The following is a 25,850-nucleotide window of genomic DNA, read 5'->3' as shown; positions in this document are numbered from 1 at the left end:
GAGCGTCCAGGCAGTCCGCGCGCCGCGCGGCGACGCCCGGGCCTCAGCGCTCAGGTGTTGAAGTCGGGCGGCGTACCGACGGGGGCGTCGCCACCGGACGATTCCTGGATATCGGTTCCGTCTTCCTGCGCGTCCTTCTGCACTTCGGCGGCGTGGCGAAGATTGTCGCCGGTGTTCTCTGCGTGATCAGGCGTACTCACGAAGCTCCTTCGATCGGGGTCGGTCTTGCATACCCGCAGAGATGTGGTTTCTCACCATTGATCACTGCACTGGTGCGATGTCAATACGGATAGCCGGAAGAACCGGGTACGGGGAAGCCCAGCGCCGGTTGGAGGACAACCACGTCGACGCGGCAACCGGGAAACGCGAGAGTTGGTTCATCCCAGCATGACACCTCACCGAGGGGATCCGAGATGACGATCATCCAGTGCCGTAGGGATATCGATGTTCCATCGGGTGACATGCCCACGGTGATCGACAAGCTCTGCGCGTTGTCGGACCGCGAATGCCGCGCGCGCCGGACACCCCTGTCGGGAGCAGTGCTCGACTACGCGGCGACGTTGGAGGTGTTCGACGTCGTCGCCACGGGACGAGTACTCGCGGTGTGGACCGCGGCTCTCACGATGCCCCGGCCTGACCCCGAAGCCGTGCGCGCGTACCGCGACGCGGCCTTCGCAGATTTCCTCGACCAGTTACGTTGCACGACCGGCTCCACTCCGGCCGGGCCGTTTCCCTAGCCGGTGAAGGTCTCACCCTCGACCGAGCGGTCGTGGTGGCTGTAGGTCAGCGGGATCTGCCGTCTCTGGGCGATCTTGCTCAGCATGGCGATTCGAGCGCGCGCATCCGCCCCGGTCTTTTTCCGGTGTTCCCGGATCGGATTGGAGAACGGCAGTCTGTCGGTGACCATGGCGATTCCGACGTTGAGCTGGGTGAAGTTCTTGAACATCTGCACCCGGCGCTCGAAGTTGTAGCCCAGCGGCTCGAAAAGCGTCCCTTCGATCATCGCCTCGATCTGCCGATACCCGAACACGACTCCGGCGGGGGCCAGCGCAATGGTCGCTGTGATCTGGTTCGCGTAGCGGGCCACCAACTTCTTCACCCAGTCGGGTTGCGCGTCGGTCAGGGTCTGGATGTGGTCCGGACCGGCGATGGCGTCGACGAGTTCGGCCCGCCAGGGCGACGGGTTGCCACCCCTGGCCAGCACGTAGTTCAGCGACTTGATGAGCTCCACCGCGTCGGCCGAGTGCAGACGTTCGGGGGCGCCCCACAAGCGGCCGGAGTACGACGAGTACTCGGCCAGGTCGTCGAGTTGTTGGCGAGTCAGCTTGCGCCCGAACGCGTGATCGACGAGTCGTCCGAGCAGCATGCCGCTGCCGAAACCGAGCAGCGACGTCACGGGGATGGGCTCGCCGAACTTGAGGTAGACCTTGTCACCCCACTTGCGTCGCAGCCCCCGGCTGACGATCGCGTGCATCAGCCGCACCCGCACCACGTCCTGGAAGGCTTCCGAGTGCCGGTCGAAGATGTCTGGCAGAGTGAATTCCGAGAAGACTCGCGCCGTCTCGATGAACCGGCGCGGACCATCATCGGCGAACCGCCCGGTGGCCCCGGTGGACGCGGAGATATCGCCGGTCATCGCGGTCTCGTAGAACGCCCAGCCCTGGATGATCGTGCTGGCGGCCTTGGTGGCTGACATGGCCAGCATTCGGCCCCGTTCGGCGGCGACGAGATCGAATTGGTCACCCAGGTTGTCGAGATGCTCGAAGAGTTCGACGAACTCCTGCGGCGGATCTTCGAGGGTGTCGATGCCCTGGGTCAGCGCCTGCTCGAACAACGCGCGGCCCCGCTCGTGGCCGAGGCGCTCGAACGCGTCGACCGCACCGATCATGTGCTCGTCGGCCTGCCAGAAGTAGTCGTCCCGCAGACGCGTGATCGTGTTGGGTTGGACCTCTTTGTCGATGTCGATCCACTGGCCGAACATGAACTCACGCATCTGCCGCCACTGGTCGGCGAAATGGTCACGGCCTGGCGGGATGGGCCGCAGCGGCCGCTCGGGATGGTCGCGTCGATTGAAATCCACGTCGTCGACCAGGATTTCTGGACGCTCACCGGTCACAGTCATGAAGCAGTCCTAACGCAGTGATACAGGGCACTGATTACGACGTTAGCTCACGACCACTGTGATGTGAATGGCTGTTCCGACTCGCGGACCGATTCGCCGCAGGTGACGAGGCACGATGTGGTCACCGCTTCGAGCGCGGAATTCCCGTCGCCCACAGCGCCCATGCGATGAGGACCGGCTGGAAAAGCAGCCGGATGAAGCGGCTGGTGTCGCTGTTGAGTCCGAAGCCGTCGACCTGGTCGACGAATTGCGCGATGTTGCCGGGGAAGATCAGGACAAAGAACACCGCCAGCAGCCGGCCGACCAGCACGCGGTCCCGGCTCAACAGGACGAGACCGAGCCCGAGAGTGATCTCGACGCCTCCCGAAGCCATGACCACGCCGTCGGCGTCCATCGGCACCCACTGCGGGACCTGCGCCTGGAATTCCTCTCGGGCCCAGAACAAGTGGCTGAGCCCGGCGTAGATCATCGCGGCCGCGAGCACATACCGGGCGATGGTCCTGGCGCGGGTGGTCGGCGGCGGCGGCGGGAGTTCGGACAAGATGTCCTGCCTTTCGTAGGCGATCATGCGTTCTGGCGAGCGTGCAGCTCCGCGGTGATCAGATTGAGGGCGTCGCGAAGCGCTGCGAGATCCGCTGCGACCGTGTCCGTCGATCCGTGCAGCCGATCGGGGATGCACGCCGCACGCTCTTCCAGTGCGCGACCTTCGGACGTGAGCGTGACGGCGACCCGCCGCTCGTCGCTTGCGCTGCGCTGCCGGCGAACCAGACCAGCCGCTTCGAGTCGTTTGAGGAGCGGCGACAGCGTGCCCGAGTCCAGGTGCAGCCGCGCCCCGAGCCGGCCGACTGTGCAGGGTTCTTCCTCCCACAGCACCAACAGCACCAGGTACTGCGGATAGGTGAGGTTCAGTTCGTCGAGCAGCGGGCGGTACGCCGCGGTCACTGCCCGCGACGCCGAGTAGAGCGCGAATCAGAGTTGTTCGTCCAGACGCGGGACTCGCACCGCGCGACTGTATCGTGCACTTTTCAATTGTGCACAACAGAGAATCCGGAAGGCGTTGACCTGCGATTCTTCTGCTGTATCGGGAGTTCACCTCGCTGTGTCGGCATCGTGATCGCCGCCGACCGCGCGTCGCCCGATGTTGTCGGTGCTCCCGTCTACGATTCCTGCGGCACCCCTCTCGGCATCGACACAAAGGACCAAGTAGTGAGCTACACCGCCGCCGACATCACCGAGCTCGACGATGTCCAGCACACACGCCTGCGGCCGGCGGTGAACCTCGGGCTCGACGTGCTCAACACAGCGTTGCGCGAGCTCATCGACAACGCCATCGAGGAGGTCGCCGATCCCGGCCACGGCGGTTCGACGGTGACCATCACCCTGCACGCCGACGGATCGGTCAGCGTGGCCGACGACGGCCGCGGCCTGCCGGTCGACACCGATCCGGCCACCGGCAAGAACGGCATCGTCAAAACACTCGGCACCGCGCGGGCCGGCGGCAAGTTCTCCGCCCACACCGACGCCACCAGCACGGGTGCCGGCTTGAACGGGATCGGTGCTGCCGCAGCGGTTTTCATCTCGGCGCGCACCGACGTGACCGTGCACCGGGCCGGCAAGACCTACGTCCAGTGCTTCGGGCGCGGTTATCCCGGCGTGTTCGAAGGCAAGGAGTTCGATCCGGACGCCCCGTTCACCCGCGCCGACACCCAGAAGCTGCGCGGCGCCGGCAACCGCAAACCCGACCTGCACGGCACCACTGTCCGCATTCTGTTCGACGCGGCCGTGGTGCCCGACAGCAGCGTCGACATCGGCGAGGTGCTGCTGCGGGCCCACGCGGCAGCGCGGATGTCGCCCGGTGTGCACCTGGTCGTCGTCGACGAGGGCTGGCCCGGCGAAGAGGTGCCGCCGGCACTGCTCGAACCGTTCAGCGGCCCGTGGGGCACCGACACGCTGCTGGACCTCATGTGCACCGCGGCCGGCACTCCCCCGCCCGGCATCCGCGCGGTGGTGGAGGGCCGCGGCGAGTACACCACCGGACGCGGCCCGACCCCGTTCCGCTGGTCACTGACCGCCGGACCGGCCGAACCGCCGACGGTGGCGGCGTTCTGCAACACCGTCCGCACCCCGGGCGGCGGCTCGCATCTGACGGCGGCGGTGAAGGGCTTGTCCGAAGCACTCGCCGACCGCGCATCACGAATGCGCGACCTCGGCCTGGCCAAAGGCGAAGAAGGTCCTGAAGCGCAGGACTTCGCCGCGGTCACCGCTCTCGCCGTGGACACCCGCGCACCCGATGTCGCCTGGGACTCGCAGGCCAAGACGGCGGTGTCGTCCCGCTCGCTCAACGTCGCGATGGCCCCGGATGTGGCGCGCAGCGTCACCATCTGGGCGGCCAACCCCGCCAACGGCGACACCGTCTCGTTGTGGACCAAGCTGGCGCTGGAGTCCGCCCGGGCCCGGCGCAGCGCTGAAGGTGCGAAGGCGCGGTCCCGCGCCGCGTCGAAAGCCAAAGGGCTGGGCACCAACCTGTCGCTGCCGCCCAAGCTGCTGCCCAGCCGCGAGACTGGACGCGGATCGGGCGCCGAACTGTTCCTGTGCGAGGGCGACTCGGCGCTGGGCACCATCAAGGCGGCACGTGACGCGACCTTCCAGGCCGCGTTCCCGCTGAAAGGCAAGCCACCCAACGTATATGGCTTCGCCTTGAGCAAGGCACGCGCCAAGGACGAGTTCGACTCCATCGAACGCATCCTCGGCTGCGGGGTACGGGACAACTGCGATCCGGAGTTGTGCCGCTACGACCGGATCCTCTTCGCCTCCGACGCCGACCCCGACGGCGGGAACATCAACTCCAGCCTGATCTCGATGTTCCTCGACTTCTACCGCCCGTTGGTCGAGGCGGGGATGGTCTACGTGACGTTGCCGCCGCTGTTCGTGGTCAAGACCGCCAGCGAGCGCATCTACTGTCAGGACGAGTCCGAGCGCGATGCGGCCGTGGCCAAGATGAAGGCCACCTCGAAAGGCCGGGTCGAGGTGCAGCGCAACAAGGGTCTCGGCGAGATGGACGCCGACGACTTCTGGAACACCGTGCTGGATCCGCAGCGCCGCACCGTGATTCGCGTGCTTCCCGACGACGGCGAGAAGAAGTTGCACCACACGCTGTTCGGCGGACCGCCCGAGGGCCGGCGTACGTGGATGGCCGAGGTCGCCGCCCGCGTCGACACCGCTTCCCTCGATCTCGACTAGAACATAGGTAAACACTGTGACCTCCACCCTGGATATTCCGGAGCAGAATCCCGACCAGGTCCTCGACCAGAGCGCCGACGACTACTGGAACCGCTACCAACTGACGTTCGCGCTGTACAGCGTCAGCGACCGCGCCATCCCGTCGGCCTACGACGGGCTCAAGCCGGGTCAGCGTCGTCTGCTCTATCAGATGCACGAGTCGAAGCTGCTTCCCGGCAACAAGCCGCAGAAGTCGTCGAAGGTGTGCTCGGCGGTCACCGGCAACCTGCACCCGCACGGCGGCGCGTCGATGTACGGTGCGGCCGCGCTGATGGCCGCGGAGTTCCAGCGCGTGAAAGTCATTGACGGACAGGGAGCGTTCCCACGGATCCAGGGCGACATCCCTGCCGCCGACCGCTACACCGAGATGCGGCTGTCGGCGCCCGGCGCCGCGCTGACGGCCGAACTCGACAGCCACGCGGTACCCATGGTGTCGACGTTCGATGGTGAATGGATCGAGCCGACGGTCTTGCCCGCGCAGTGGCCGGTGCTGTTGTGCAACGGCGCGGTGGGTATCGCCGAGGGGTGGGCCACGAAAGTGCCGGCGCACAATCCGCGCGAGATCATGGCCGCCTGCCGGGCGCTGCTGAAGACGCCGAACATGACTGACGACCGCCTCGTCAAGCTCATTCCCGGCCCGGACTGGGGCTGTGGCGCCACCGTGGTCGGCACCGCGGGTCTGCGCGAGTACATCACCACCGGCCGCGGCCAGTTCACGGTTCGCGGAACGCTGTCGGTGGACGGGAAGAACGTCGTCATCACCGAGCTTCCTCCCGGTGTGGCGAGTAACACTGTGCAGGAACGGATCCGGGCTCTGGTCGAGTCCGGTGAACTGCCCGGGGTGGCCGACATGTCCGACCTCACCGACCGCCGCAACGGGCTGCGGATCGTCGTCACCGCCAAGCGTGGCCACAGCGCCGAGCAGATTCGTGATCAACTGCTGGCCATGACTCCCCTGGAGTCGACGTTCGCGGCGAGCCTCGTCGCACTCGACGAGAACCGGGTGCCTCGCTGGTGGTCGGTGCGGGAATTGATCAGAGCGTTTCTGCAGCTGCGTGATTCGGTGGTGCTGCACCGCAGCGAGTACCGGCTGGAGAAGGTCACCGCTCGCCGTCATCTGGTGGCGGGCCTGATGACCATCCACCTCGACATCGATGCCGCGGTCGCAGTGATCCGCGGATCCGACACCGTCGACGAAGCGCGCCAGGGGTTGCAGGACCGGTTCGGCATCGACGCCGTCCAGGCTGACTATGTGCTGGCGCTGCAGCTGCGCCGCCTGACCAAGCTCGACGTCATCGAGCTGCAGGCCGAGGCCGAGCGGCTGGACACCGAATTCGCCGAACTCACTGAGCTGGTGTCCAATCCGGATGCGCGTCAGCGGGTGATCGACAAGGAGCTCGTGGAGACCGCGAAGTTGTTCAAGGGCCCCGAGTTCGACCGCCGGACCGTGCTGGACTTCGAGGCCACCCCGGTGTCGTCGGGCGCGTCCGATGACGGGTCGCGGGAGCGCAAGGTCAACGCGAACTGGCGACTGGACGACCGTGGCGTGTTCTCCGACCGCCACGGTGAGTTGCTCACCTCCGGTTTGGGCTGGGCGGTGTGGTCCGACGGCAGGGTGAAGTTCACCACCGGTGGCGGCCTGCCCTTCAAGATCCGCGACATTCCCGTCGCACCGGACATCACCGGACTGGTGTGCTCGGGCGTGCTGCCGGCCGGATTCCATTTGGCTTTGGTGACCCGGCGCGGAAAGGTCTTGCGGATCGACCCGGCTACCGTCAACCCGCAGGGCGCGGCCGGGAACGGCGTGGCCGGCGTGAAGCTCGCGGCGGGCGAACCGATGGACGAGGTGATCGCTGCATTGCCGGTGTCCTGCGCCAACGGTGAGGCGATCCTGTCGCTGTCCGAAAAGAGTTGGAAGGTCACCGAAGTCGCCGACATTCCGGTGAAGGGCCGCGGCGGCGCCGGCGTCGGCTTCCATCCGTTCGTCAAGGGCGAGCACATCCTGCTCGCGGCGTCGATCTCAGCGACGGGATACGTGCGCGGCAAGAGAGCGGTACGTCCCGAGAACCGCGCGAAGGCGGCGATCAAGGGCTCGGGTGTGGACGTGACGCCGGCGGGTTAGGGCCCGGCCGCACACAACTCAACCGACGTTGGTGTAGGGGACACCGCCGCGGGCGACGCCGTCGTGGTTGACGCCGCGGTCGAAGTCGAATGGCAGGGGCCGGCCGTTTTCCATTGCCAGCCAGAGCCGCACGAGCAGACGGCGTTGGGTCTCGTCATCGGAATCGATGAACTCCGAGCGGCCGTGCATGACGCTGTAGTTGTTGGCGATCACCATGTCGCCGGATCCGAACCCGACCTCGACTCCGCCCTCGTTGGAGATCTCGTCGAACACATCCATCAGGCGCAGTTGCCGTTCAGTCAACGGCGGGCAGTCGCCGCGGTACAGCGCCGCATCGGTCAACGGCCGTACGTAGCGCGTGGTGATCTTGCCGTCGACGATTGTGCACAACCGGCTCAGGTAGTAGGTGGTGTCCCCGTCGAGAATCTCCATCTGCCGATCGAACGGAAAGTAGTCCTCGAACAGAGACGGCAGCAGCTCCGGATAGCGTCGCGCGATCTCCTTGACGGTGCGCGCCGAGCTGGATACCACCGAGTTGCCGCCGACCATCGCCTGTCGAATGCACATGAGCATCAACAGATCCGACCCGTCAGTGTGAAAACTCAGCCCCTCGTTGGTGTTCTCCGCGCGGGGGTGATCGGGCCGGGCCTTTCCTTTGTAGGCCAGCCGCGCCAAGAGGGTGCCGCCGCCCATCTGGTTGACCGGTTGCCCGATCGCGGCCCCGATGAGCCAGAGCAGGTTCTCGTTGTACGGCAGCTCAGCGTCGGGAGTGCGCACCGGCAGATTGCGCAGCAACGCGATACCGGTCCCACCTTCCAGCGAGTGCTCGACGGTAGAGAAGTACTTGGCCAGCGGGGCGGCCAGCTCCTTCCACTCCTCGCGGGTGCCGTTCCCGGCCGACCAGTGCCCGAACTTCTCCGTCGCCTCCTCGGCCAACTCACCGAGCATCGCACTCTCCGGATCGGTCAGCGCCAGATCCCAGCTGCTGCGGCGGCTTTCGAGCTCCTCGGCACTCCACGCCGCCGGCTCATCCAGCTTCAGCACATACTCACGGACACGATCGAGGCCGGCGGTGATCAATGGCGTCGGGCTGTAGGAAGTGGTCATCGTGAGTCTCTCCTGGTGTCGCTTTGTCTTATGGGAGTGGTGGCGCGGATGCGGTCCGAGCCTGAATGGGCCTCGCCTGCAGACAGCTTGGTCCGCAGCTGTTACGGACGGGACGCTGGGCCGGTTACGCTTTGTAAATTCCGAACAGATCTGTGCGTTTTCTGCAACACACACCCGAGGGGGTCACCCGACCTCGACGTAGGGGACACCGCCGCGGGCGACGCCGTCGTGGTTGACGCCGCGGTCGAAGTCGAATGGCAGGGGCCGGCCGTTTTCCATTGCCAGCCAGAGCCGCACGAGCAGACGGCGTTGGGTCTCGTCATCGGAATCGATGTACTCCGAGCGGCCGTGCATGACGCTGTAGTTGTTGGCGATCACCATGTCGCCGGATCCGAACCCGACCTCGACTCCGCCCTCGTTGGAGATCGCGTCGAACACATCCATCAGGCGCAGCTGCCGTTCGGTCAACGGCGGGCAGTCGCCGCGGTACAGCGCCGCATCGGTCAACGGCCGTACGTAGCGCGTGGTGATCTTGCCGTCGACGATTGTGCACAACCGGCTCAGGTAGTAGGTGGTGTCCCCGTCGAGAATCTCCATCTGCCGATCGAACGGAAAGTAGTCCTCGAACAGAGACGGCAGCAGCTCCGGATAGCGTCGCGCGATCTCCTTGACGGTGCGCGCCGAGCTGGATACCACCGAGTTGCCGCCGACCATCGCCTGTCGAATACACATGAGCATCAACAGATCCGACCCGTCAGTGTGAAAACTCAGCCCCTCGTTGGTGTTCTCCGCGCGGGGGTGATCGGGCCGGGCCTTTCCTTTGTAGGCCAGCCGCGCCAAGAGGGTGCCGCCGCCCATCTGGTTGACCGGTTGCCCGATCGCGGCCCCGATGAGCCAGAGCAGGTTCTCGTTGTACGGCAGCTCAGCGTCGGGAGTGCGCACCGGCAGATTGCGCAGCAACGCGATACCGGTCCCACCTTCCAGCGAGTGCTCGACGGTAGAGAAGTACTTGGCCAGCGGGGCGGCCAGCTCCTTCCACTCCTCGCGGGTGCCGTTCCCGGCCGACCAGTGCCCGAACTTCTCCGTCGCCTCCTCGGCCAACTCACCGAGCATCGCACTCTCCGGATCGGTCAGCGCCAGATCCCAGCTGCTGCGGCGGCTTTCGAGCTCCTCGGCACTCCACGCGGCCGGCTCATCCAGCTCGAGGATGTAGCGGCGGACTCGCTCGATACCCGAGGTGATGAGCGGGGTCGGTGAAGCGGATGTGGTCATGCTGGCTCCGTAGTGAGGGTGCGGTCGGGTTGGTTGACGGCTGGAATGCCGTCAGTGGTGGGGACGGGGGATTGATCGGCGGGTTTGCACGGGATCAGCCACCACTGGGCGATGGCCAGGATGATCAGGACGACCGAGGCGGTGGCGACGGCGTCGATGCCCTGCCAGGCGTAGATGCTGGGGCCCAGCAGGCTTCCGGTACCGCCGACCAGGAAGACGATGAAACCGAATCCGGTGTTGAGTTGGGCGGACTGCTGCGGATCCGTCGCGAGGGCACGTACCTGGTTACCGGACAGGGCCGACTGGTTCGCCCAGGTCGCGACGAACATGACGATCCCGAAGGCGACCGGCGTGCTGTTGGTCAACAGAACACCCACCATGGCCGCCAGAAGGAGAAACAGGAACCATCCGGTCATCCGGGCGGCGCCGAACCGATCGATGAGGCGTCCCGCATAGGGAGTGAAGAAGCCCGCGACCATACCCACCATCCCGAACAGCCCGGCCTGGCTCAGAGTCCAGGCCAGGCCGGGGCCGGTGAGATGGAGGGCCATCACCGTCCACACCGCGTTGAAGGTGGCGAAAACACAGGCCTGGGTGAGTGCCGAGCGGACCAGGATCGGATTCGAGGCGGCGTGTTGTACCGTGCCGAGAACGAGCTGAAAGTGGCTTGACGCAACGTCTTCCGGTGCGGGAGCATGCCGAAGGGCCCAGCGGGTGGCCGGGATGGTGGCCAGTACCGCCAGCGCGAAAACACATACGGTGGCACGCCAGCCGATCCATTCGCAGCAGAGGCTGGCCAGGAGCCTGCCACCGAAGATCCCCACCAGCAGCGACCCGACCAGCACGGAATTGGTCGCGCCGCGCCGGTCGTGGGCGCTCATCCGGTTCGCAGCCGGGATGAGCACCTGGGAGATGTTCGCCACCAGTCCGACCGCGAGGAAGGCCACCATGGCGCCGACGATGTTCGGCGCGACCGCGGCCATCAGCATCGTGCCGGTGAGGGCGAGGGTCTGGTAGGTCACCTGCTTCTTGACCTCCAGGCGGGCCGCCAGCGGTACCAGCATCAGAATGCCGACGGCGTAGCCGATCTGAATAACGGTCGCCAGCACGCTGGCCACCCCGTGCGAGATCCCGAGATCACCGGCTATGCCCGTGAGCAGCGCCTGCGGGATGTAGGTGACGCTGACGGTCAGGCCACACACCACCGACAGGGCGAATAGTCGCAGCGATCCCGTCTTGCCCACGAAAGAATCGATCATGATGCGCCCGTCGCGGCGCGGAACTGGGATCTCACCTCCGCTCGGATGTCCGGATCGCTGGCGAACTCCGCGGTCATGGCGGCCAGTGCAATCGCGGAATCGAAGATGCACGCCTCGGCATCGGCGCCGACGCTGACTTCGTGGAAGGCGTGCGAATGCGGTGGGACCGAACGCGGTGTCATCTTGATCTGCGGCTGCAGATACGGCACACGGCGGCTGAGAGTGCCTGCGTCCGTGGACCATGCGCCGGTGACCTGGTCGGTTGGCAGCGGGGATCGACCCACGGCCCGCAGCGCGCTGTCGAAGAGCGCGGCCAACGCGTCGTTGCCGAGTACTGTCTCGGCGCACCGCTGGGCGGGCGTCACCCTGCTCCGCGCGCCTACCGCTGCCATGGCCTGCTCGAACGCGCGGATGACACGCGCCCGCACGTCGGCGAGTTCGGTGAGATCGGCGGCCCTGACCACCACCGTCGCCCGCGCATAGTCCGGGACGACCTGCGGGTGGATGCCGCCTTCTTCGATGATGCCGTGAACGCGCGCGGTCGCGGGAAGGCTCGGGCGGAGCATCGCCATGGCGGAGAACCCCATGACGATGCCGTCGAGGGCATTGATCCCGAGCTCCGGGTGAGCCGCGCCGTGCGCCGGGGCGCCGAAGGCCTCGATGGTCAATCGGTGAGCGGCAAGCGTGCGCGACGCTGAGATGTCGTCCATGCCGGGGTAGATCGACGCCGCGAAGTCCACGTCGTCGAAAACCCCTCCGTCGCCGAGGACGTACTTTCCTCCGACACCCTCCTCCGCCGGCGTCCCGATCACCAGCAGCCGGAGATCGAGATCGCGGATAAAGGGGCGCAGCGCCAATCCCGCGCCGTAGGAAGCGGCCGCTACCACGTTGTGGCCGCAGCTCTGTCCGTATGGGGGGAGTCCGTCGTACTCACACACGAATGCGACGGTCGACGCCGCGGAGTCTGATCCGATCGATGCGCGAAATGCTGTTTCCATACCGGCGATTCCCCGCTCGACGGCGAACCCGTGCTCTTCGAGTCCTGCTGTCAGTCGAGCGCTGCAGGCGAACTCCTGGGACGACTCTTCGACATTGGCATGGATGAACTCGCTGACGGCGACGACGTCTCGCCAGTCCTTCTCCAGTTCCGTTCGGATCTTGGGTGCGAATACGTCTGCGATACGGGTGCTCACGAGGCCGGATGATGCTCGAGCCAGTGGGTGGCGATGTCCATCCGGCGGGCGAACCACACCTTGCCGGTCGCCTTTGCATGCTCGATGAACTGGCGGAGCGCGTGGACGCGGGCCGCCTGGCCGGCGACCCGTGGGTGCAGCCCGATCGACATCATCTTCGGATAGCCGGCCTCACCCTCACGCCAGAGCTCGTCGAAGGCACGCGTGATGTAGTCGGCGAACAGCCCTGGGCTCTTGTCTCCCTGCAGATCGTTGTAGGTCAGGCTGTACGGGATCACCAGCTGCTGGTGCTCCCCCACCGAGACGTAATAGGGCAGGTCGTCGTTGTATGCGTCCGAGTCGTACACGAACCCACCCTCTTCGACCACCAGCTCCCGGGTGTTGACCGACGCTCCGTATCGGCAGTACCAGGCGCGGGGCCGTTCACCCCAGGTCCGTTCGAAGGACTCGATCGCCAGGCGGATGTTCTGCCGCTCCTCGTCTCGCGTGTAGCGCCACACCTCGTTCCAGCGCAACCCGTGGCTGAGCAGGTCGTAGCCGGCGGCACGGGCGTACTTGGCGACCTCGAGGTTCTTCTCGAAAGCCTCGGCGCAGGCGTAAAACGTACAGGGAACGTCGAGTTCGTCGAAAAGACGCATCAGGCGCCAGATCCCGGCGCGGCTGCCGTACTCGTACATCGACTCGCGGGACAGGTCGCGGGTGTCGGCCGGGAAGTTGTACGGCGCTTCGACGGGGACGTCGTTCTCGCCATCGCGGTCGAACGAGTACTCCGAGCCTTCCTCATAGTTGACCACCAGATTGATCGCCACGTTCGCGCCGTTCGGCCAGGTCACCTTCGGGATGTCCCGGCCGTACCCGATGAAGTCCCGAACGGGACCGACGCCAGCGGTCGATGTGTTCACTGAGATGCACTCCTGAGAGAAGAAGAGGGATGGTCCGGTCAGTCGACCCAGCGGGTCAGATGGTTGAGCACTTTCACGAGCACCAGATGAGTACATCCGGCAACGATGACCACCACCAACGTGGTGACCGCCACGACATCGGTTGCGGCATAGAGCAAAGCGAAGTTGAGAATGCGGCCCAGTCCGTACTGCTTGCCGATCACCTCGGCGGCCAGCACCGCACTCCAGGCGAACGGCACGGCGAGCAGGATCCCCACCTTCAGATTCGGTGTGATGGACGGGACGATCACCGACAGATAGATGCGGGCGCGGCTGGCCCCCAGGGAGGTCGCCGAATCGCTGTAGATCCGGGGGACGTTGTTCACCGCGGCGACCGTCAGAACGAACAGCAGGACGGCGACCGCGAACGCGGTGAACATGTAGGTGCCCATCTCGGAACTGCCGAACCACAGACCGAACAGGGGCAGCATCGCCAGCAACGGCATCATCCGCAGGAAGTGGGCGGGAAACGACACGGTGCATCGGGCGATCGGGGACCAACTCACGAGCAGACCTGCGCCGACTCCCACCACGGCTCCGATGACAAAGCCGACCGCGAAGCGGGACAACGAGATCACGACGTTGTACGCCAACCCGAGCGTCGCTCCCCAGACGGACGGTTCTGCGCCCCGGACTGTCTGCTCGGCACCCAGGCCGCCAGGCCAGTAGTCGGCGAAGACCATGTAGGACGACACAACGTCGCCGATACCGGGCACCAGTCGCATACCTGACTGGCCTTCACCGATCAGCACCGAGGCGAGCTGCCACAGAACCAGAACCAGAACCAGTGATGCAGCAGCCCAGAGGAGGCCGGATCTGTCGCCCTTGGGGCGCAGTGTCGGGTTGGTGAAGTGGAATCGAGCCCGTGCCGCGGGCAGGAGAGTAGCGGTCACCGGGAGAACTCCTCCAGTAGCTGCCTGCGCAGTTGGTTCGCCGCGGGGCCGGTGATGTGTTCGGTGCGGCGCGGTCTCGGAAGATCGACCCCCATGTCGAGTGCCAGCGTGCCGTGCTTGATCACGAAGATGCGGTCCGCCAGCGTCAGCGCCTCGTCGATATCGTGGGTGATCATGAACACCGCTCGCTTGTCACCTTCCTGCCACAGATCGAGGAGCACCTCGTGCAGTTGCCCCAAGCGGAGGTAGTCGATTCCGACGAAGGGTTCGTCCATCAGGAGCACTTCTGGCTTGTTAGCGAACACCGCGGCGATCGCCACTCGGCGGCGCATGCCGCCCGAAAGCTGCTTCGGCCAAGCGTTCGCGAATTCCTCGAGGCCGATGATCTTGAGCATCTCGGCGACGATGGCCTTGCGCTCGGACTTCGGTATGCCTCGCGCCGACAGGCCGAACTCGATGTTCTGCGCAACCGTCTTCCAGAGGAACAACGTGTCGCGCTGGAAGACGACCCCGCGGTCAGGGCCGGGTTTGATCACCGGCACGCCCCCGACCGTGATGGCTCCGTCGGTCGGCGGGATGAAGCCGGCGATCATGTTGAGCAGCGTCGACTTCCCGTGTCCGGAAGGCCCGATCACGCAGATGAATTCGCCGGGATCGACACGGAACGACACCTCGTTGACGCTGTTGACCACGTCGCCCGACTCCAACCGGAACTGTTTGGAGACATTCACGAGCTCGATGGCCGCGTGTCGCACAACGACTCCTGTGCTCTGTTCGGAGCGCATTTCGATTGTCATTCGTTCCACCTCACAATCCAGCGACCGGCGATTCCGATCAGGGCATCGACAAGTACGGCCACGCATCCGACAACGATCAGGACACCGATCGCCCCGGCCGTCTGGGTGGCATCGGAGAACGACCGGATCAGCCGTCCTGCCCCTTGGCTGCCTCCCAGTACTTCGGCGATGCACTGAAAGCCCCACCCGAATGCGGTTGCCGCGCGGACGACCCCGATCGTGGATGGAGCCAGTGCCGGCAGGATGACCGACATGGTGGTGCGCCGCGGTGAAACACCCAATGTGGCCGCGTAATCGGCGTATCTGACCTCTGCGGAGACGGCAGCCGACTGCACCGTACTTGCGACGGTGAGTGCGGTGAAGAAGATGACCAGGCCACTGGTCGCCAGCGCCGAGTTGCCGAACCACAGCGTGAGAAACGGCAGGACGGCGAGAACCGGGACTGTGCCGAGGATCGCCACGGGCAACCTGCCCAGCCGGTTGAACCATTCGATCCGTGCCAGTGCCAGGCCGGTACCGAAACCGATGATCAGACCCATGGCCACCCCGAGGAGCACATTCTGTGCCGTCCACAGCACATTCGACCAGACGCCTCCTACCCCGAATGTGGTGTAGGCCAATATGGGTGCTGCATCGAAGTTCTCGACGATCGCGTCGAAGATGGAGGGAATGCTGGGGAATCGAGCCGCGGTGCTGGTGGCCGATAGGACCGTCCAGATCAGGGCGACCGCGCCGATTCCGGCGATTCCGCCCGCAACCGCAGGGCCTGCTGTTCTGACTCGCATCTTCCTCTCCTCCCGGATGGCCCTACTTGACCGCGGCCTGCAGAATGCGGGAGGCGTCAAGGTAGTTGCGGTGTGCGTACTGGGCGGCGGCGAGTTCGGCGAGCTTGGCCTGATCGCCGGTCAGCGCTTGGGCCTCGGGCAACAAGGCTTCGTACTGTTGCTTGTACTGGACCAGTTCGGAGTAGACGTCGTCGGCGACGATGAAGTCCGAAGCGTCGAGGTCGGCGTTCTTGATGACGCCGGCGTCGCGTGCGGCTTGGATCTGCTGGTTGTAGGTCGCTTTGTAGTAGTACGGCGACTCGGTGTTGACCCACCAGTCCGCCTGGTCCTCGAACGACGCGAAAGGTCCGATCTCCTCGAAGACGATCCGGAGAGCGTCGGCAGAGGTGTCCACCGAGGCGGCGGATTCGATGACCGGTACCAACGCGTCGATGGCATCGGTGGTGCCATTGTTGATGTCGGCGAGAACTGCATCGACGATGCGGAACGCCACCGACGAGACCCGCAGCATCGTGTCGTGGTTCTCTTCGATCCACTTCTCGTCGGCGGCATGACCGACGTGCCCGAGCCCGGAGACCGCGCGGGGGTCGCCGGCCGGAAGGTTTTCGATCAAGTCCTGGAGACCGATGACGGGGTACCAGCCGTCCTCGATCAACTCGGCCGTCTGGACGGCGCCGATCGGCTTGGCGTAATCGAGCTGGCCGCCTCCGGCCAGCAGCAGCGTTTGAGAGTCGTCCACCACGGCGACGTTCCCGAAGTCGCTCTGCGAGAAGCCACTGATCTCGTAGATGGCATCCAGGAAGCTGCGATGCGCACCGATATCGTCGGTGGCGAATCGTGACCCCTTCATGTCATTCATCACGCGGGTGACGGCGTCCTGGAAGTTCATGCCGTCCCCCATCAGGTCGGCCACCGAGGACTTGCCCGATCCGGGCGCGGCGAGAATCGCCAGGCCACTGGTGACGTCGATGAAGTTGAAGATCTTGATCGAGGGCGCCCCCTCCGTATTGCGCACCATATTGGGTCCGTAGGCGGCGACGACGTCGTAGTCGCCGTTGAGGGTCAGCGGGATCTGCTGTTCGTCGGAGATGCTGGAGAACTTGTCTGGACCGACGTCGATACCGACTTCCTCGAACCAGTTCTTGGCCATGCCGATAGACAACATCATGTTGTCCGCGTAGGGCATCATGCCGATGTTGACGACTTCCTGCGGGATACCGACGCCGTACTTCTCGAGCAGGGCGTTGTCCGTCACGGTGCTGGGACCGGCTTCCACGGTCGCGCTACCGCCGTCGTCGCTCGAACACGCGACCAGTGCGCCGGACAGTGCAACACACGCCGCGAACGATGCTGCCCGGAACATTCCGCGGCGAGTGGATATCTTCATGAATAATTCCTGCCTTCAGACGAATTCGATTGATTCAAAGCTCTATGAAGGCCGAGTCGAGGTCTTGGTCGTTGGTCATCCAACGCCCTCCGCTCGGCGTGACGCGAATGTTGTCGGTCAGCCCGAAGAGGCCGAACTCTGCAGACTCCTGATCAGTCCGGAACAAGCGATGCGGGTGGATGTTGACGACTTCGTTCTCCATCAAGGAGCGATCGTTTCCGCTGACCCAGACACCCTGGATGGCATCGGTGCCGATGCCGTGGAGGTGGAACGACCGGTGCTTGTCGTCCGGCGATCTGTAGTCGAGTTCGATTCCACCGGAACGGAACACGTCCGCGACACGCTCGACAAACACGCTGGCCATCGATCCTGGGACCATCGCCGCCACGCCGGCTTGGTGGGCTGCGGTGTAAATCTGCCACGCGTCCCGGTACTCGGGCGAGATGGGGCCCAGAGAAAACATTCGGCGGTACTCCAGCCACGTCCCGTTGGGACCGGCGGACTCGATCCACACCGTCACCACGTCGCCACGCTCAATCGGCTTCCGGGTCCCGAAGGACGTGGCCCCTTTGAACGGGGTCGAATCGAGCGCAACCATGGGATCGCGCACCCCGTGCTCGCGACAGATCCGATGAGCCTGCGCCGCCAGTTCGATCTCGGTGATCCCGAGTGTCAAGTGCTGTTCCAACTCGGCGTAGATCGACTTCCAACATTCCGAGGTGTCCGCCATCGCGGCGAGCGATTCACCGCTGTTGATCTGTCGACACGTCTCGAACAGTACTGTGGCATCAACGATCTGCGCGCCGGGCAGCGCGCTGATGAGCTCCATGTAATGGCTGTAAGCAAGCCCACCGTCGCGCAGGCCGACAATCCCGATCTTGGCGTTCGACAGCTGCTGTGCGGCCAGTACCTCTGCGATCTCGATACCGGGTGTGCCCGTCAGGCGGCACTCCGAAATCCAATCAGACTGCCGCGCCTGCGAGATGCCCCAAACAGTCCCTCCGATCAGGACTGGGCCGGCCGAATGAGTCAGCACCACATGAGAGTCGGCGAACAGTTGCCAATAGTCGGTCACGTAGAAGACGCGCCCGCGGAACCGGATGTCGTCACGACCGGCAATGACCAGCGCGTCGAGTTCATACGTCTCCATCGCCGAACGAAGGGCATCGATTCGGCGCCCACGCTCCTGGTCGGTGGTGAAGCGATGATCGTCGACCATCTGCGTCATGTATCGGTTCCTTGCCTAGGCTCGAACAGCTTCGGGCGGTGCGTTTTCTGCACAACCCTGTGCGTTCTGGAGTACGGAAAGATTGAGGGCCGAACGTTACGAACGCGCTTCCAGCTGCGTTAAGTTGTGTAAATTCGCGCAGTGCTGTGCATTTCGTGCAACTGTCCTGGACGATGGGAGAACCCATTCCGGCGCCGAGGGTGGCGGGTCAGCCGCTAGACGCGGTGTCACGGGGGAAAATCGTCGAAGGAGAGCGATGGCGGGAGCTACTCAGCGCATAGCGGAGATCATCGAGCGGATCGCAGACGAGCCGCTGTCGGTGGCCGAGCTCGCCGAGGAATTCGACGTCCATCGCTCCTCGATGTTCCGTCAGCTGAAGTCGTTGGAACAGGTGGGCTACGTCAGACGTCGCGAGGACGCGCGGTTTGTGCTGGGCGCCAAGCTGATCGCGCTCGCCAGATTGAGCTTCGACGATGTAGATCTGCGTCGCGCCGGATACCGGCATGTGCGACGACTGCATGCGAAGATCGGACACACCATCCAACTTGTCGGTCTGATCGGTGACAGCCTCATCTACGTGGACAAGGTGGAGAGCGCGTCAGGGGTCGGCATGTACTCCCGCATCGGACGCGAAGCACCCGCATACTGCAGCGGGGTCGGCAAGGTCATCTTGGCAGCGCTCGATCCCTATCGTCGAGAAGCAATCTTGGATTCTGTTCCGTGGAATCGGTTCACTCCCAATACATTCACCACCCGCACGCAACTCGATCAGGCTCTGGCGCATGCTGCTGAGCACGGGTGGGCAGTGGACGATCGTGAACTCGACATGTTGATCAACTGCCTCGCCGTCCCGATATCGCGGCCATCGGGGATCGTCGGCGCGGTGTCCGTGACCGCTGTATCCAGCGTCGAGGACATCGACGCGTTGATGAAGTACCTCCCCCTTCTTCAGGACACCGCGCGAGCGATCGAAGGCGAACTGGGGTAATCCGCCGGCGCAGGCACAAGGGCTGCTCGAGTGACTCCGAGATTTGTCGGTGCTTGTTGCGATATTCGTGTCATGTCCACGGCCACCGACGAGTTCATCGGGAACGCCGCCAACCGGTACTCGGGAAACGGGGACCGCGTCCGGGGTGGCGACCAGATGAGTGAGAGCGCGCCCCCTGTTGGACAGCGCCCCGGAGCAGCACCTGACGACCACCGGAGTCGGTACGCGCAAATGAGTAGAGTGCCTGTGGTATCGCGTTGAGCAGTTCGAGGAGGTCACCTATGAGCGACCACGACGTTCGGATGATCGTCTTGTCGACGGACAACCTGGACGAATCGATCAAGTTCTACACCGAGGCGTTGGGGATGTCGCTGAAGTTTCGCGATGGCGCGCATTTCGCCGCACTTGACGGCGGATCGGTGACGCTGGCACTGGCGACGGCAGTGGACCATCCCATTCCTGGACAGGTCGTCGTCGGTATCAAGACCGCTGATGTCGATGCCGCGGCCAAGGCGATCGAGGACAGCGGCGGCGGCATCGTCAAGGCCCCGTACGACGACGCCCACGAGCGACGCGCGGTCGTCTACGACAACAAGGGCAACGGGTTGGTGTTCTACAAGCCGCTCAGTCGCTGAGCCGCAGTCGAGGCCAAGCCAAATCCAGCGTGGCGTCAGCCCCAGAGACGTTGTCGCGCAGCGTGCCTGGCGATTATTGCTCGACCACCTCGATGCGGCACAGCGGGCCCGGCGCACGCGCAAGCCGGGCGTCCATCGTGAGCAACGTGGCGTTCATGGCTTCGGCGAGAGCAACGTAGAACGCATCCCATCCACGTACCGTGGCGCGGAGCTGCCAGACCCGGTCGAGCATCCACCGGTGGGCGAAACGCTCCCCCGGCCAGTCGTGCAAGTCCGCAACGGCCTGTCCGGCCGCCGTTTCATCTAGCGCCCCCTTCAGGTACTGGGCACGGACAACACCGAGCACCTCGACGTCGATGACCTCCGGCGCCGCGTGCTCGGTGTCCGCGGCAAGCCTGTGCCGGATCACATCGGCGCGCGGGGTATCCGCCACCACCTCGAAAAGACACGATGCGTCAACGACCAGCATCGGGCCACTCGCCACGCCACTCGTCGAGTGTCTGCACCACTTGCTCAGTCGTGACCTGGGAGGGACGTCGCCGTGTTCCCCGTAGCCATTCATTGACCGACGGCCGTGCCGCAATTCGGGCGGCCTCCCGACGCAGCAGTTCGGGCACGGTCAGCCCGTCCTCGGCGGCGCGGCGGACAAGGCCGGCGTACACCTCGTCGTCGATGTCGCGAATCTGCACGGTCTTAGGCATGTCAGCATGTTAACATGCATATACGCATGATCCCTTTTCGCGGCGCCTTCGTGGGCTCGGCGAGCGCAACTACGTTCGGTTTTAACGGGCATGGCGGCAGGGAGCAGCGACACGAACCGACACCCCCGCCGTCGTCCCACCATTCCCCGTGGTCACTTTGGTAACTTCGCGCCGTGCAGGTATCCCGGCGTGACGCGCTGCGCTATGCCACCGCGGTGTCGGCACTGGCAGGCCTCGGTGCGGCTTCGATGGCGCAGGCGCCCGGAGCGGCGGCGGCGGCTCCCACCCTGATCGACTTCGCGATGCGCCAGATCCCGGCGCAGGACATCAAGGCCGCCGGCCACTCCGGGGTCATCAACTACGTGTCGACCTCGCGTCCTGGCTCCAACTTCGGCGCCAAGCCGATCACGCTGCCCTACGCGCAGTCGCTCACCGCCGCCGGCCTGGTGATCGTCAGCAACTACCAGTACGGCAAGCCTGGCGGCACGGCGCCGTCCGACTTCACCCGCGGGTACGCCGGCGGCGTGGCCGACGCAAAGACCGCCTGGCACCTGCACACCGCCGCAGGCGGCGGCCGCAGCGCCCCGATCTTCTTCAGCGTCGACGACGACATCGACCGCCACGCGTGGGACACCCTCGCGCTGCCGTGGTTCCGCGGAATCAACTCGGTGATCGGGGTGCAGCGCACCGGCATCTACGCGGGCATCCGGCCGTGCCAGTGGGCCGCCGCCGACGGCGTGATCGGCAAATCCCGTACGCCCGGCCATGTCTGGGCGTGGCAGACCCGGTCCTGGTCCAACGGCCAGATCTACCCTGCAGCGGTGCTCTACCAACGCATCATCGACACCGCCTCCAATCCGGGACCGGTGGTCGGCGGCATCCGCGTCGACGTCAACGACGTCCTGGCCCGGGACTGCGGCCAGTGGAACTTCCACCCCTGACCTGACGGCACCGCTGCTTGACGACACCGTCGACACCTGAAAGCATTGTGATCTGCGTCATAGGACCTTTGGTCCGCAGAGGGGCGGTATCGCATGACCACGAAAGACAGATACACCGAGCTGCCGGCAACCTCCTCGTGGGAGATCCCCAGCGCCGGTGACGCCCGCTTCAACTGGGAGTATGACGACGGCCGAGCCCGACTCCTGTCCCTGTACCAGAAGGGCAAGGACAAGCAGTGGGATGCCCAGTCGCGCATCGACTGGACGACGGACGTCGACCCGATGAACCCCATCGGGCTGCCCGACGAGTTCCATCCGCTTTTCGGCAGCCCGATGTGGGACGCGGCGGACGAAGCGCGTCGCGCCGAGATGCGCCAGCACTCCCAGGCGTGGCAGTTCTCGCAGTTCCTGCACGGCGAGCAGGGGGCGATGGTCTGCGCAGCCAAGATCGTGGAGGTCGTTCCGGACCTGGATGCGAAGTTCTACGCGGCCACCCAGGCCATGGACGAGGCCCGCCACGTCGAGGCGTTCTCCCGGTTCCTGCACGAGAAGGTCGGCCTGGTCTATCCGATCAACAAGAACCTGACAGCTCTGTTGGAGGACACTCTGCGCGATTCTCGTTGGGACATGCCGTATCTCGGCATGCAGGTGCTCATCGAAGGGTTGGCGCTCGCAGCCTTCGGAGTGCAACGGGACCTTGCGCAGCCGGACTCGCTTGCCAAGCAGCTGTTGGCCTACGTCATGCAGGACGAGGCTCGCCACGTCGCCTTCGGTCGAATTTCGTTGAAGGACTACTACTCTGCGCTGACCGAGGCCGAACGCGACGAGCGCGAAGAGTTCGTCGTGGAAGCCTGCTACCTGATGCGCGACCGGTTCCGGGGCGAGGAGGTCTTCGAGACACTCGGCCTGGACGTGAAGGCGTGTGCCGAATGGGTCGACACGGCGCCGGTGATGATCCAGTTCCGCTCGCACCTGTTCAGCCGTATCGTGCCGATCGTCAAGGACATCGGGTTGTGGGGCGACAAAGTCCAGAAGGCCTTCAGGGACATGGGCGTTCTCGATATGGCGGCCTTCGATATCGACTCGCTCATGAAGGCCGACGAAGATCAGGCCGAAGCGCTGGACCAGGCACACCGCGAGATGGCGACCCGGGCCACCGAGGTCGACCAGGTGATCGCCGCAGGAGCCGGTTGACGGGTTCGGCCGGCCGGGTGGGTTCTCGTCGGGTTGGGTACTCCCCAGCCCATGGCTGACAAGAAACCACGCGGCGAGAACTCGGACGACCCCAGTCCAGTTGTCATCTTCGCGCCCCTACCCGTTCTCACCGTCACGATCGAGGACCGTTCGGGTGCAGCCGACATCCACGTCCACGCCGGCGGCCAGGGTGTCTGGCAATCCCGCATGATGTCGTCCCTCGGCGTGCCGGTCGTGTTGTGCTCGGCGCTGGGTGGAGAGACGGGCGACGTCCTGGGCCACCTCCTGCCGATGCGCGACATCACCGTACGGACGGTGCCGGTCAGCGCACGCAACGGTTCCTACGTCCACGACCGCCGCTCGGGCACTCGAGAGGTCATCGCCGAGGCCGCCGGCAGCCCACTCGACCGGCACGAACGCGACTCGCTCTACGAGCTCACCCTGACCGAGGGGCTGATCCACGGGCGGGTCCTGCTGTCCGGACCACAGGAGGACGACGTCGTGCCGGCTGATCTCTACCGGCGGCTGTCGACCGACCTGGGTGCCAACGGCTGCAAAGTCGCCGCGGATCTCTCCGGGGAACGGCTCGAGGCGGTACTGGAAGGCAGGCCCGACCTGATCAAGGTGAGCCACGAAGAACTTCTCGACGATGGCCGGGCGAAATCCGAGGATGCCGAAGATCTGGTCGCGGCCATGCGCGCCATGCGCGACGAGGGTGCAGGCACGATCGTGGTGTCGCGCGCCGGTTCCGAGCCGGCGCTGGCCCTGCTCGACGACCGTGACCCCGACGGGAACGGGACACGAGGCGGCGACATCGTCGAAATCTGCATGCCCTCTTTGGAGCCTGCCGATTCGGCGGGCGCCGGTGACTCCATGACCGCAGGCATGGTGGCCGCACTGGCCAGCGGTCGCCCGCTGCGCCGGGCATTGCAGATCGGAGCCGCGTGCGGCGCACTCAACGTCGTCCGCCACGGCCTGGGCACCGGCGGCTCTCGAGCCGTCGAGACCCTCGCCGAGCGGGTGGAGTTGTGCGAATGGAAGAAGAAGTAGGAGGTTGACGCGTGCCGCTCGCACTCGTGACCAACGACGACGGGATCGATTCTCCAGGTTTGCATGCGCTCGCGGCGGCGGCGCTGGACGCCGGGGTGGATGTCATCGTGGCCGCCCCGGCCGAACAGGCCAGCGGCGCGAGCGCCGCACTCACTGCCGTCCGCCGCGACGGGCGCACGGTCGTGGAGCCGCGCGAGTTACCCGACCTCGACGTCCCGGCGTGGGCGGTCCAGGCCCAGCCGGGACACATCGTCGCGGCGGCACTCAACGGTTGGTTCGACCCGCGTCCGGACCTCGTGCTGTCCGGAATCAACCACGGCGCCAACGTGGGTCGGGCGATTCTGCACTCGGGAACCGTCGGTGCGGCGCTGACCGCCAAGATCAGCGACACCCGCGCCCTGGCGGTCTCGTTGGACGTCGCGCTGCACCCCACCGGTGACCGCTATTGGAAGACAGCGGCCGGCCTGGTCGCCCCGGTCCTGGAGTTGCTGTTCGATGCGCCCGACGGCACCGTGCTGTCCCTCAACGTCCCGGATCGGCCCGCAACCGAGGTCGGGCCGATCCGTCACGCACGGCTGGCGCGCGGCGGCGCCGTGCAGACCCGGGTCGAAGAGGTTCGCGACGGCGGCGTGCGGCTGCGCGAGGTCGAGGTGTCCGACGAGTTGGAGGAGGACACCGACACGGCGCTACTGGATGCCGGGCACCCCACGCTGACCGAGCTGCGGTCGATCGAGGCGGACGACGGTGACCTCGTCCATCGATGGATTCAGGCGTCCACTCGATAAACGATCTCCATGGCGACACGCGACGCGCCGACCGAGGTGGACGTGGTGACCGCGGCCTGCCCGGCGACTCCGTCGGGTAGCCCGCGGCCGAATCCGTAGATGTCCTCGGGGCTGGGCAGAAACACATGGACCTTGAGCGGCTGGATGTCGCCTCCGGCGTCGGCCGCGGTCCCGTCGAACGCTGCGCGCACCAGCTTCTGGATGGTGAACGGCCGGTACCACTCCTCCTCGACCGGGGTGTCCACCACGGCGAATCGTGTGCTGGGTTGGGTGGTTCCGGTTCGCACCGCGATGACGTCGATCTCGATCTGCGCTCCCCCGGTCAGCAGTTCCTCCACGCCGATGATCAGGTAAGGAGGCGGGTTGCCGTCGAACTTGTCCTGCCACAGTGCGTCGAACAACGGGGCCTCGGTCATGTCCTTCAGGAACACGTGCACCCGGACGGCGTGCTGCCAGTCGCTGCCCGCATCGCCCAACAGGGTCTCGCAGATCGCGATGGTGAACTCCGCCTGTGCGACCAGAGGTGAAACATGGTGGGGGAACGCGGGGTTGACCGATGCTTGTGGCGCCAGACCGGTGTCACCGAACTCGGTCGGCAGTTGACCGGCCAGGAACAACCAGTCCCCGGCCGCTACACACGGCGTGTAGTTGGCGAGCGGTTTGGGCAGAGTCGGGCTGTCGATCGCCCGAATGTCCAATTCGTCCGGCAGTGCCGCGATGGCGTCGACGACCACGAGTGTGCCCGGCACAGGCATTCCCGCCTCGCCGACACCGACGGTGGTGCGCGGTGGCGGGGTCGGGAAGAACTTCTTCCATACCTGGTCGAAAGCGTCGAAAAGCCGGCAGTCTGCGATGAACACCTGGGTCTTGACGACGTCCTCGAGACGAGCACCCGACCCGGCGAGCAGATCCCGCAGTTTTTCCAGGATGTAGGTGGTCTGCTTCTGGATATCGGCGCCGTAGTAAGGAAATTCGGGCGATACCGCAGCCTGCTGGGGGATGCCCGTGCCCGCGTCGGCAGCGGTCAATCCGGTGATGAACAGCAACCCGTCGCTGACGACGACACGCTCGTCGAGAATTGCTTCGACGGATTGCTTTCCGCTCTGTACGTAGGACATGCCGAATTGCCTCTCCGGCGGGTTGCCCCGCCCGATCGTTTCTTCTGTGTTGA

General features: G+C 65.3%; 26 protein-coding genes. 9 read left to right on the top strand and 17 right to left on the bottom strand.

Annotated elements, in window-relative coordinates; all coding sequences use genetic code 11:
- Positions 1 to 50: 50 nt before the first annotated feature.
- The gene (locus ACQI46_RS19425) at positions 51 to 200 is read right to left on the bottom strand and encodes a hypothetical protein (protein ID WP_427095672.1); all 150 of its coding nucleotides are present in this window, start codon (positions 198 to 200) and stop codon (positions 51 to 53) included.
- A gap of 261 nt (positions 201 to 461) precedes the next feature.
- On the opposite strand from ACQI46_RS19425, the gene ACQI46_RS19420 reads away from it, so the two are divergent.
- Complete coding sequence (locus ACQI46_RS19420) at positions 462 to 737, top strand: hypothetical protein (RefSeq protein WP_427095671.1); 276 nt, start codon at positions 462 to 464, stop codon at positions 735 to 737.
- Here ACQI46_RS19420 and ACQI46_RS19415 read toward each other — a convergent pair.
- From ACQI46_RS19415 to ACQI46_RS19405, 3 genes are all read right to left on the bottom strand, one after another.
- On the bottom strand, positions 734 to 2,122 hold the full coding sequence (locus ACQI46_RS19415) for an oxygenase MpaB family protein (protein ID WP_427095670.1): 1,389 nt from the start codon (positions 2,120 to 2,122) through the stop codon (positions 734 to 736). The genes ACQI46_RS19420 and ACQI46_RS19415 overlap by 4 nt on opposite strands.
- 121 nt (positions 2,123 to 2,243) lie before the next feature.
- Positions 2,244 to 2,690 (bottom strand): DoxX family protein, encoded by a 447-nt coding sequence (locus tag ACQI46_RS19410; protein WP_427095669.1) that lies wholly within the window; start codon positions 2,688 to 2,690, stop codon positions 2,244 to 2,246.
- A complete protein-coding gene (locus tag ACQI46_RS19405) occupies positions 2,687 to 3,064 on the bottom strand; it encodes a MarR family transcriptional regulator (protein ID WP_427095668.1) in 378 nt (125 codons plus the stop codon). Before ACQI46_RS19405 ends, ACQI46_RS19410 begins: the two co-directional genes overlap by 4 nt.
- Positions 3,065 to 3,328: 264 nt before the next feature.
- On the opposite strand from ACQI46_RS19405, the gene ACQI46_RS19400 reads away from it, so the two are divergent.
- Together ACQI46_RS19400 and ACQI46_RS19395 are read left to right on the top strand one after the other, a co-directional pair.
- Positions 3,329 to 5,362 (top strand): toprim domain-containing protein, encoded by a 2,034-nt coding sequence (locus ACQI46_RS19400; protein WP_427095667.1) that lies wholly within the window; start codon positions 3,329 to 3,331, stop codon positions 5,360 to 5,362.
- Between the two features lie 16 nt (positions 5,363 to 5,378).
- Complete coding sequence (locus ACQI46_RS19395) at positions 5,379 to 7,523, top strand: DNA gyrase subunit A (RefSeq protein WP_427095666.1); 2,145 nt, start codon at positions 5,379 to 5,381, stop codon at positions 7,521 to 7,523.
- A gap of 18 nt (positions 7,524 to 7,541) precedes the next feature.
- On the opposite strand, the gene ACQI46_RS19390 is transcribed toward ACQI46_RS19395, so the two are convergent.
- The 10 genes from ACQI46_RS19390 to ACQI46_RS19345 all read right to left on the bottom strand — a co-directional run bounded on the left by ACQI46_RS19390 (position 7,542) and on the right by ACQI46_RS19345 (position 18,385).
- The gene (locus tag ACQI46_RS19390) at positions 7,542 to 8,630 is read right to left on the bottom strand and encodes a TauD/TfdA family dioxygenase (RefSeq protein WP_427095665.1); all 1,089 of its coding nucleotides are present in this window, start codon (positions 8,628 to 8,630) and stop codon (positions 7,542 to 7,544) included.
- A 183-nt stretch (positions 8,631 to 8,813) separates the two neighbouring features.
- Complete coding sequence (locus ACQI46_RS19385; RefSeq protein WP_427095664.1) at positions 8,814 to 9,902, bottom strand: TauD/TfdA family dioxygenase; 1,089 nt, start codon at positions 9,900 to 9,902, stop codon at positions 8,814 to 8,816.
- The gene (locus ACQI46_RS19380) at positions 9,899 to 11,161 is read right to left on the bottom strand and encodes an MFS transporter (protein ID WP_427095663.1); all 1,263 of its coding nucleotides are present in this window, start codon (positions 11,159 to 11,161) and stop codon (positions 9,899 to 9,901) included. The genes ACQI46_RS19385 and ACQI46_RS19380 overlap by 4 nt, the downstream gene beginning before the upstream one ends.
- Positions 11,158 to 12,354, bottom strand: a complete 1,197-nt coding sequence (locus tag ACQI46_RS19375) for a M20/M25/M40 family metallo-hydrolase (RefSeq protein ID WP_427095662.1) — start codon at positions 12,352 to 12,354, stop codon at positions 11,158 to 11,160. The genes ACQI46_RS19380 and ACQI46_RS19375 overlap by 4 nt, the downstream gene beginning before the upstream one ends.
- Positions 12,351 to 13,256 (bottom strand): polysaccharide deacetylase family protein, encoded by a 906-nt coding sequence (locus ACQI46_RS19370; RefSeq protein ID WP_427095661.1) that lies wholly within the window; start codon positions 13,254 to 13,256, stop codon positions 12,351 to 12,353. Before ACQI46_RS19370 ends, ACQI46_RS19375 begins: the two co-directional genes overlap by 4 nt.
- Positions 13,257 to 13,294: 38 nt before the next feature.
- Entirely contained in the window at positions 13,295 to 14,188 is an 894-nt protein-coding gene (locus ACQI46_RS19365; protein WP_427095660.1) for an ABC transporter permease, read from the bottom strand.
- A complete protein-coding gene (locus tag ACQI46_RS19360; RefSeq protein WP_427095659.1) occupies positions 14,185 to 14,985 on the bottom strand; it encodes an ABC transporter ATP-binding protein in 801 nt (266 codons plus the stop codon). The genes ACQI46_RS19365 and ACQI46_RS19360 overlap by 4 nt, the downstream gene beginning before the upstream one ends.
- The gene (locus ACQI46_RS19355) at positions 14,982 to 15,770 is read right to left on the bottom strand and encodes an ABC transporter permease (RefSeq protein ID WP_427095658.1); all 789 of its coding nucleotides are present in this window, start codon (positions 15,768 to 15,770) and stop codon (positions 14,982 to 14,984) included. The genes ACQI46_RS19360 and ACQI46_RS19355 overlap by 4 nt, the downstream gene beginning before the upstream one ends.
- Before the next feature lie 22 nt (positions 15,771 to 15,792).
- A complete protein-coding gene (locus tag ACQI46_RS19350) occupies positions 15,793 to 17,157 on the bottom strand; it encodes an ABC transporter substrate-binding protein (protein WP_427095657.1) in 1,365 nt (454 codons plus the stop codon).
- A 34-nt stretch (positions 17,158 to 17,191) separates the two neighbouring features.
- The gene (locus ACQI46_RS19345) at positions 17,192 to 18,385 is read right to left on the bottom strand and encodes a M24 family metallopeptidase (RefSeq protein WP_427095656.1); all 1,194 of its coding nucleotides are present in this window, start codon (positions 18,383 to 18,385) and stop codon (positions 17,192 to 17,194) included.
- Positions 18,386 to 18,641: 256 nt separating this feature from the next.
- Here ACQI46_RS19345 and ACQI46_RS19340 point away from each other — a divergent pair, with 256 nt between their 5' ends.
- Together ACQI46_RS19340 and ACQI46_RS19335 are read left to right on the top strand one after the other, a co-directional pair.
- Positions 18,642 to 19,373 (top strand): IclR family transcriptional regulator, encoded by a 732-nt coding sequence (locus tag ACQI46_RS19340; protein WP_427095655.1) that lies wholly within the window; start codon positions 18,642 to 18,644, stop codon positions 19,371 to 19,373.
- Between the two features lie 281 nt (positions 19,374 to 19,654).
- On the top strand, positions 19,655 to 20,008 hold the full coding sequence (locus ACQI46_RS19335; protein WP_427095654.1) for a VOC family protein: 354 nt from the start codon (positions 19,655 to 19,657) through the stop codon (positions 20,006 to 20,008).
- A 73-nt stretch (positions 20,009 to 20,081) separates the two neighbouring features.
- Here ACQI46_RS19335 and ACQI46_RS19330 read toward each other — a convergent pair whose 3' ends face one another.
- Complete coding sequence (locus tag ACQI46_RS19330) at positions 20,082 to 20,477, bottom strand: type II toxin-antitoxin system VapC family toxin (RefSeq protein WP_427095653.1); 396 nt, start codon at positions 20,475 to 20,477, stop codon at positions 20,082 to 20,084.
- Positions 20,464 to 20,709 (bottom strand): hypothetical protein, encoded by a 246-nt coding sequence (locus ACQI46_RS19325; protein WP_427095652.1) that lies wholly within the window; start codon positions 20,707 to 20,709, stop codon positions 20,464 to 20,466. Before ACQI46_RS19325 ends, ACQI46_RS19330 begins: the two co-directional genes overlap by 14 nt.
- A gap of 173 nt (positions 20,710 to 20,882) precedes the next feature.
- On the opposite strand from ACQI46_RS19325, the gene ACQI46_RS19320 reads away from it, so the two are divergent.
- The 4 genes from ACQI46_RS19320 (at position 20,883) to surE (ending at position 24,679) form a co-directional block, all read left to right on the top strand.
- Positions 20,883 to 21,650, top strand: a complete 768-nt coding sequence (locus ACQI46_RS19320; RefSeq protein ID WP_427095651.1) for a DUF1906 domain-containing protein — start codon at positions 20,883 to 20,885, stop codon at positions 21,648 to 21,650.
- Between the two features lie 93 nt (positions 21,651 to 21,743).
- The gene (locus tag ACQI46_RS19315; protein WP_427095650.1) at positions 21,744 to 22,844 is read left to right on the top strand and encodes a ferritin-like domain-containing protein; all 1,101 of its coding nucleotides are present in this window, start codon (positions 21,744 to 21,746) and stop codon (positions 22,842 to 22,844) included.
- Positions 22,845 to 22,895: 51 nt separating this feature from the next.
- Positions 22,896 to 23,894, top strand: a complete 999-nt coding sequence (locus ACQI46_RS19310) for a 1-phosphofructokinase family hexose kinase (RefSeq protein WP_427095649.1) — start codon at positions 22,896 to 22,898, stop codon at positions 23,892 to 23,894.
- Between the two features lie 11 nt (positions 23,895 to 23,905).
- A complete protein-coding gene (gene surE, locus ACQI46_RS19305) occupies positions 23,906 to 24,679 on the top strand; it encodes a 5'/3'-nucleotidase SurE (RefSeq protein ID WP_427095648.1) in 774 nt (257 codons plus the stop codon).
- Here the strand turns inward: surE and ACQI46_RS19300 are convergent.
- Entirely contained in the window at positions 24,661 to 25,797 is a 1,137-nt protein-coding gene (locus tag ACQI46_RS19300) for a RidA family protein (RefSeq protein ID WP_427095647.1), read from the bottom strand. The two genes, surE and ACQI46_RS19300, sit on opposite strands and share 19 nt — an antisense overlap.
- Positions 25,798 to 25,850 lie beyond the last annotated feature (53 nt).

Source organism: Mycobacterium sp. SMC-4 (genome assembly GCF_050205565.1).
Classification (GTDB): Bacteria; Actinomycetota; Actinomycetes; order Mycobacteriales; family Mycobacteriaceae; genus Mycobacterium.
This window is presented reverse-complemented; position numbering and strand designations above follow the sequence as displayed.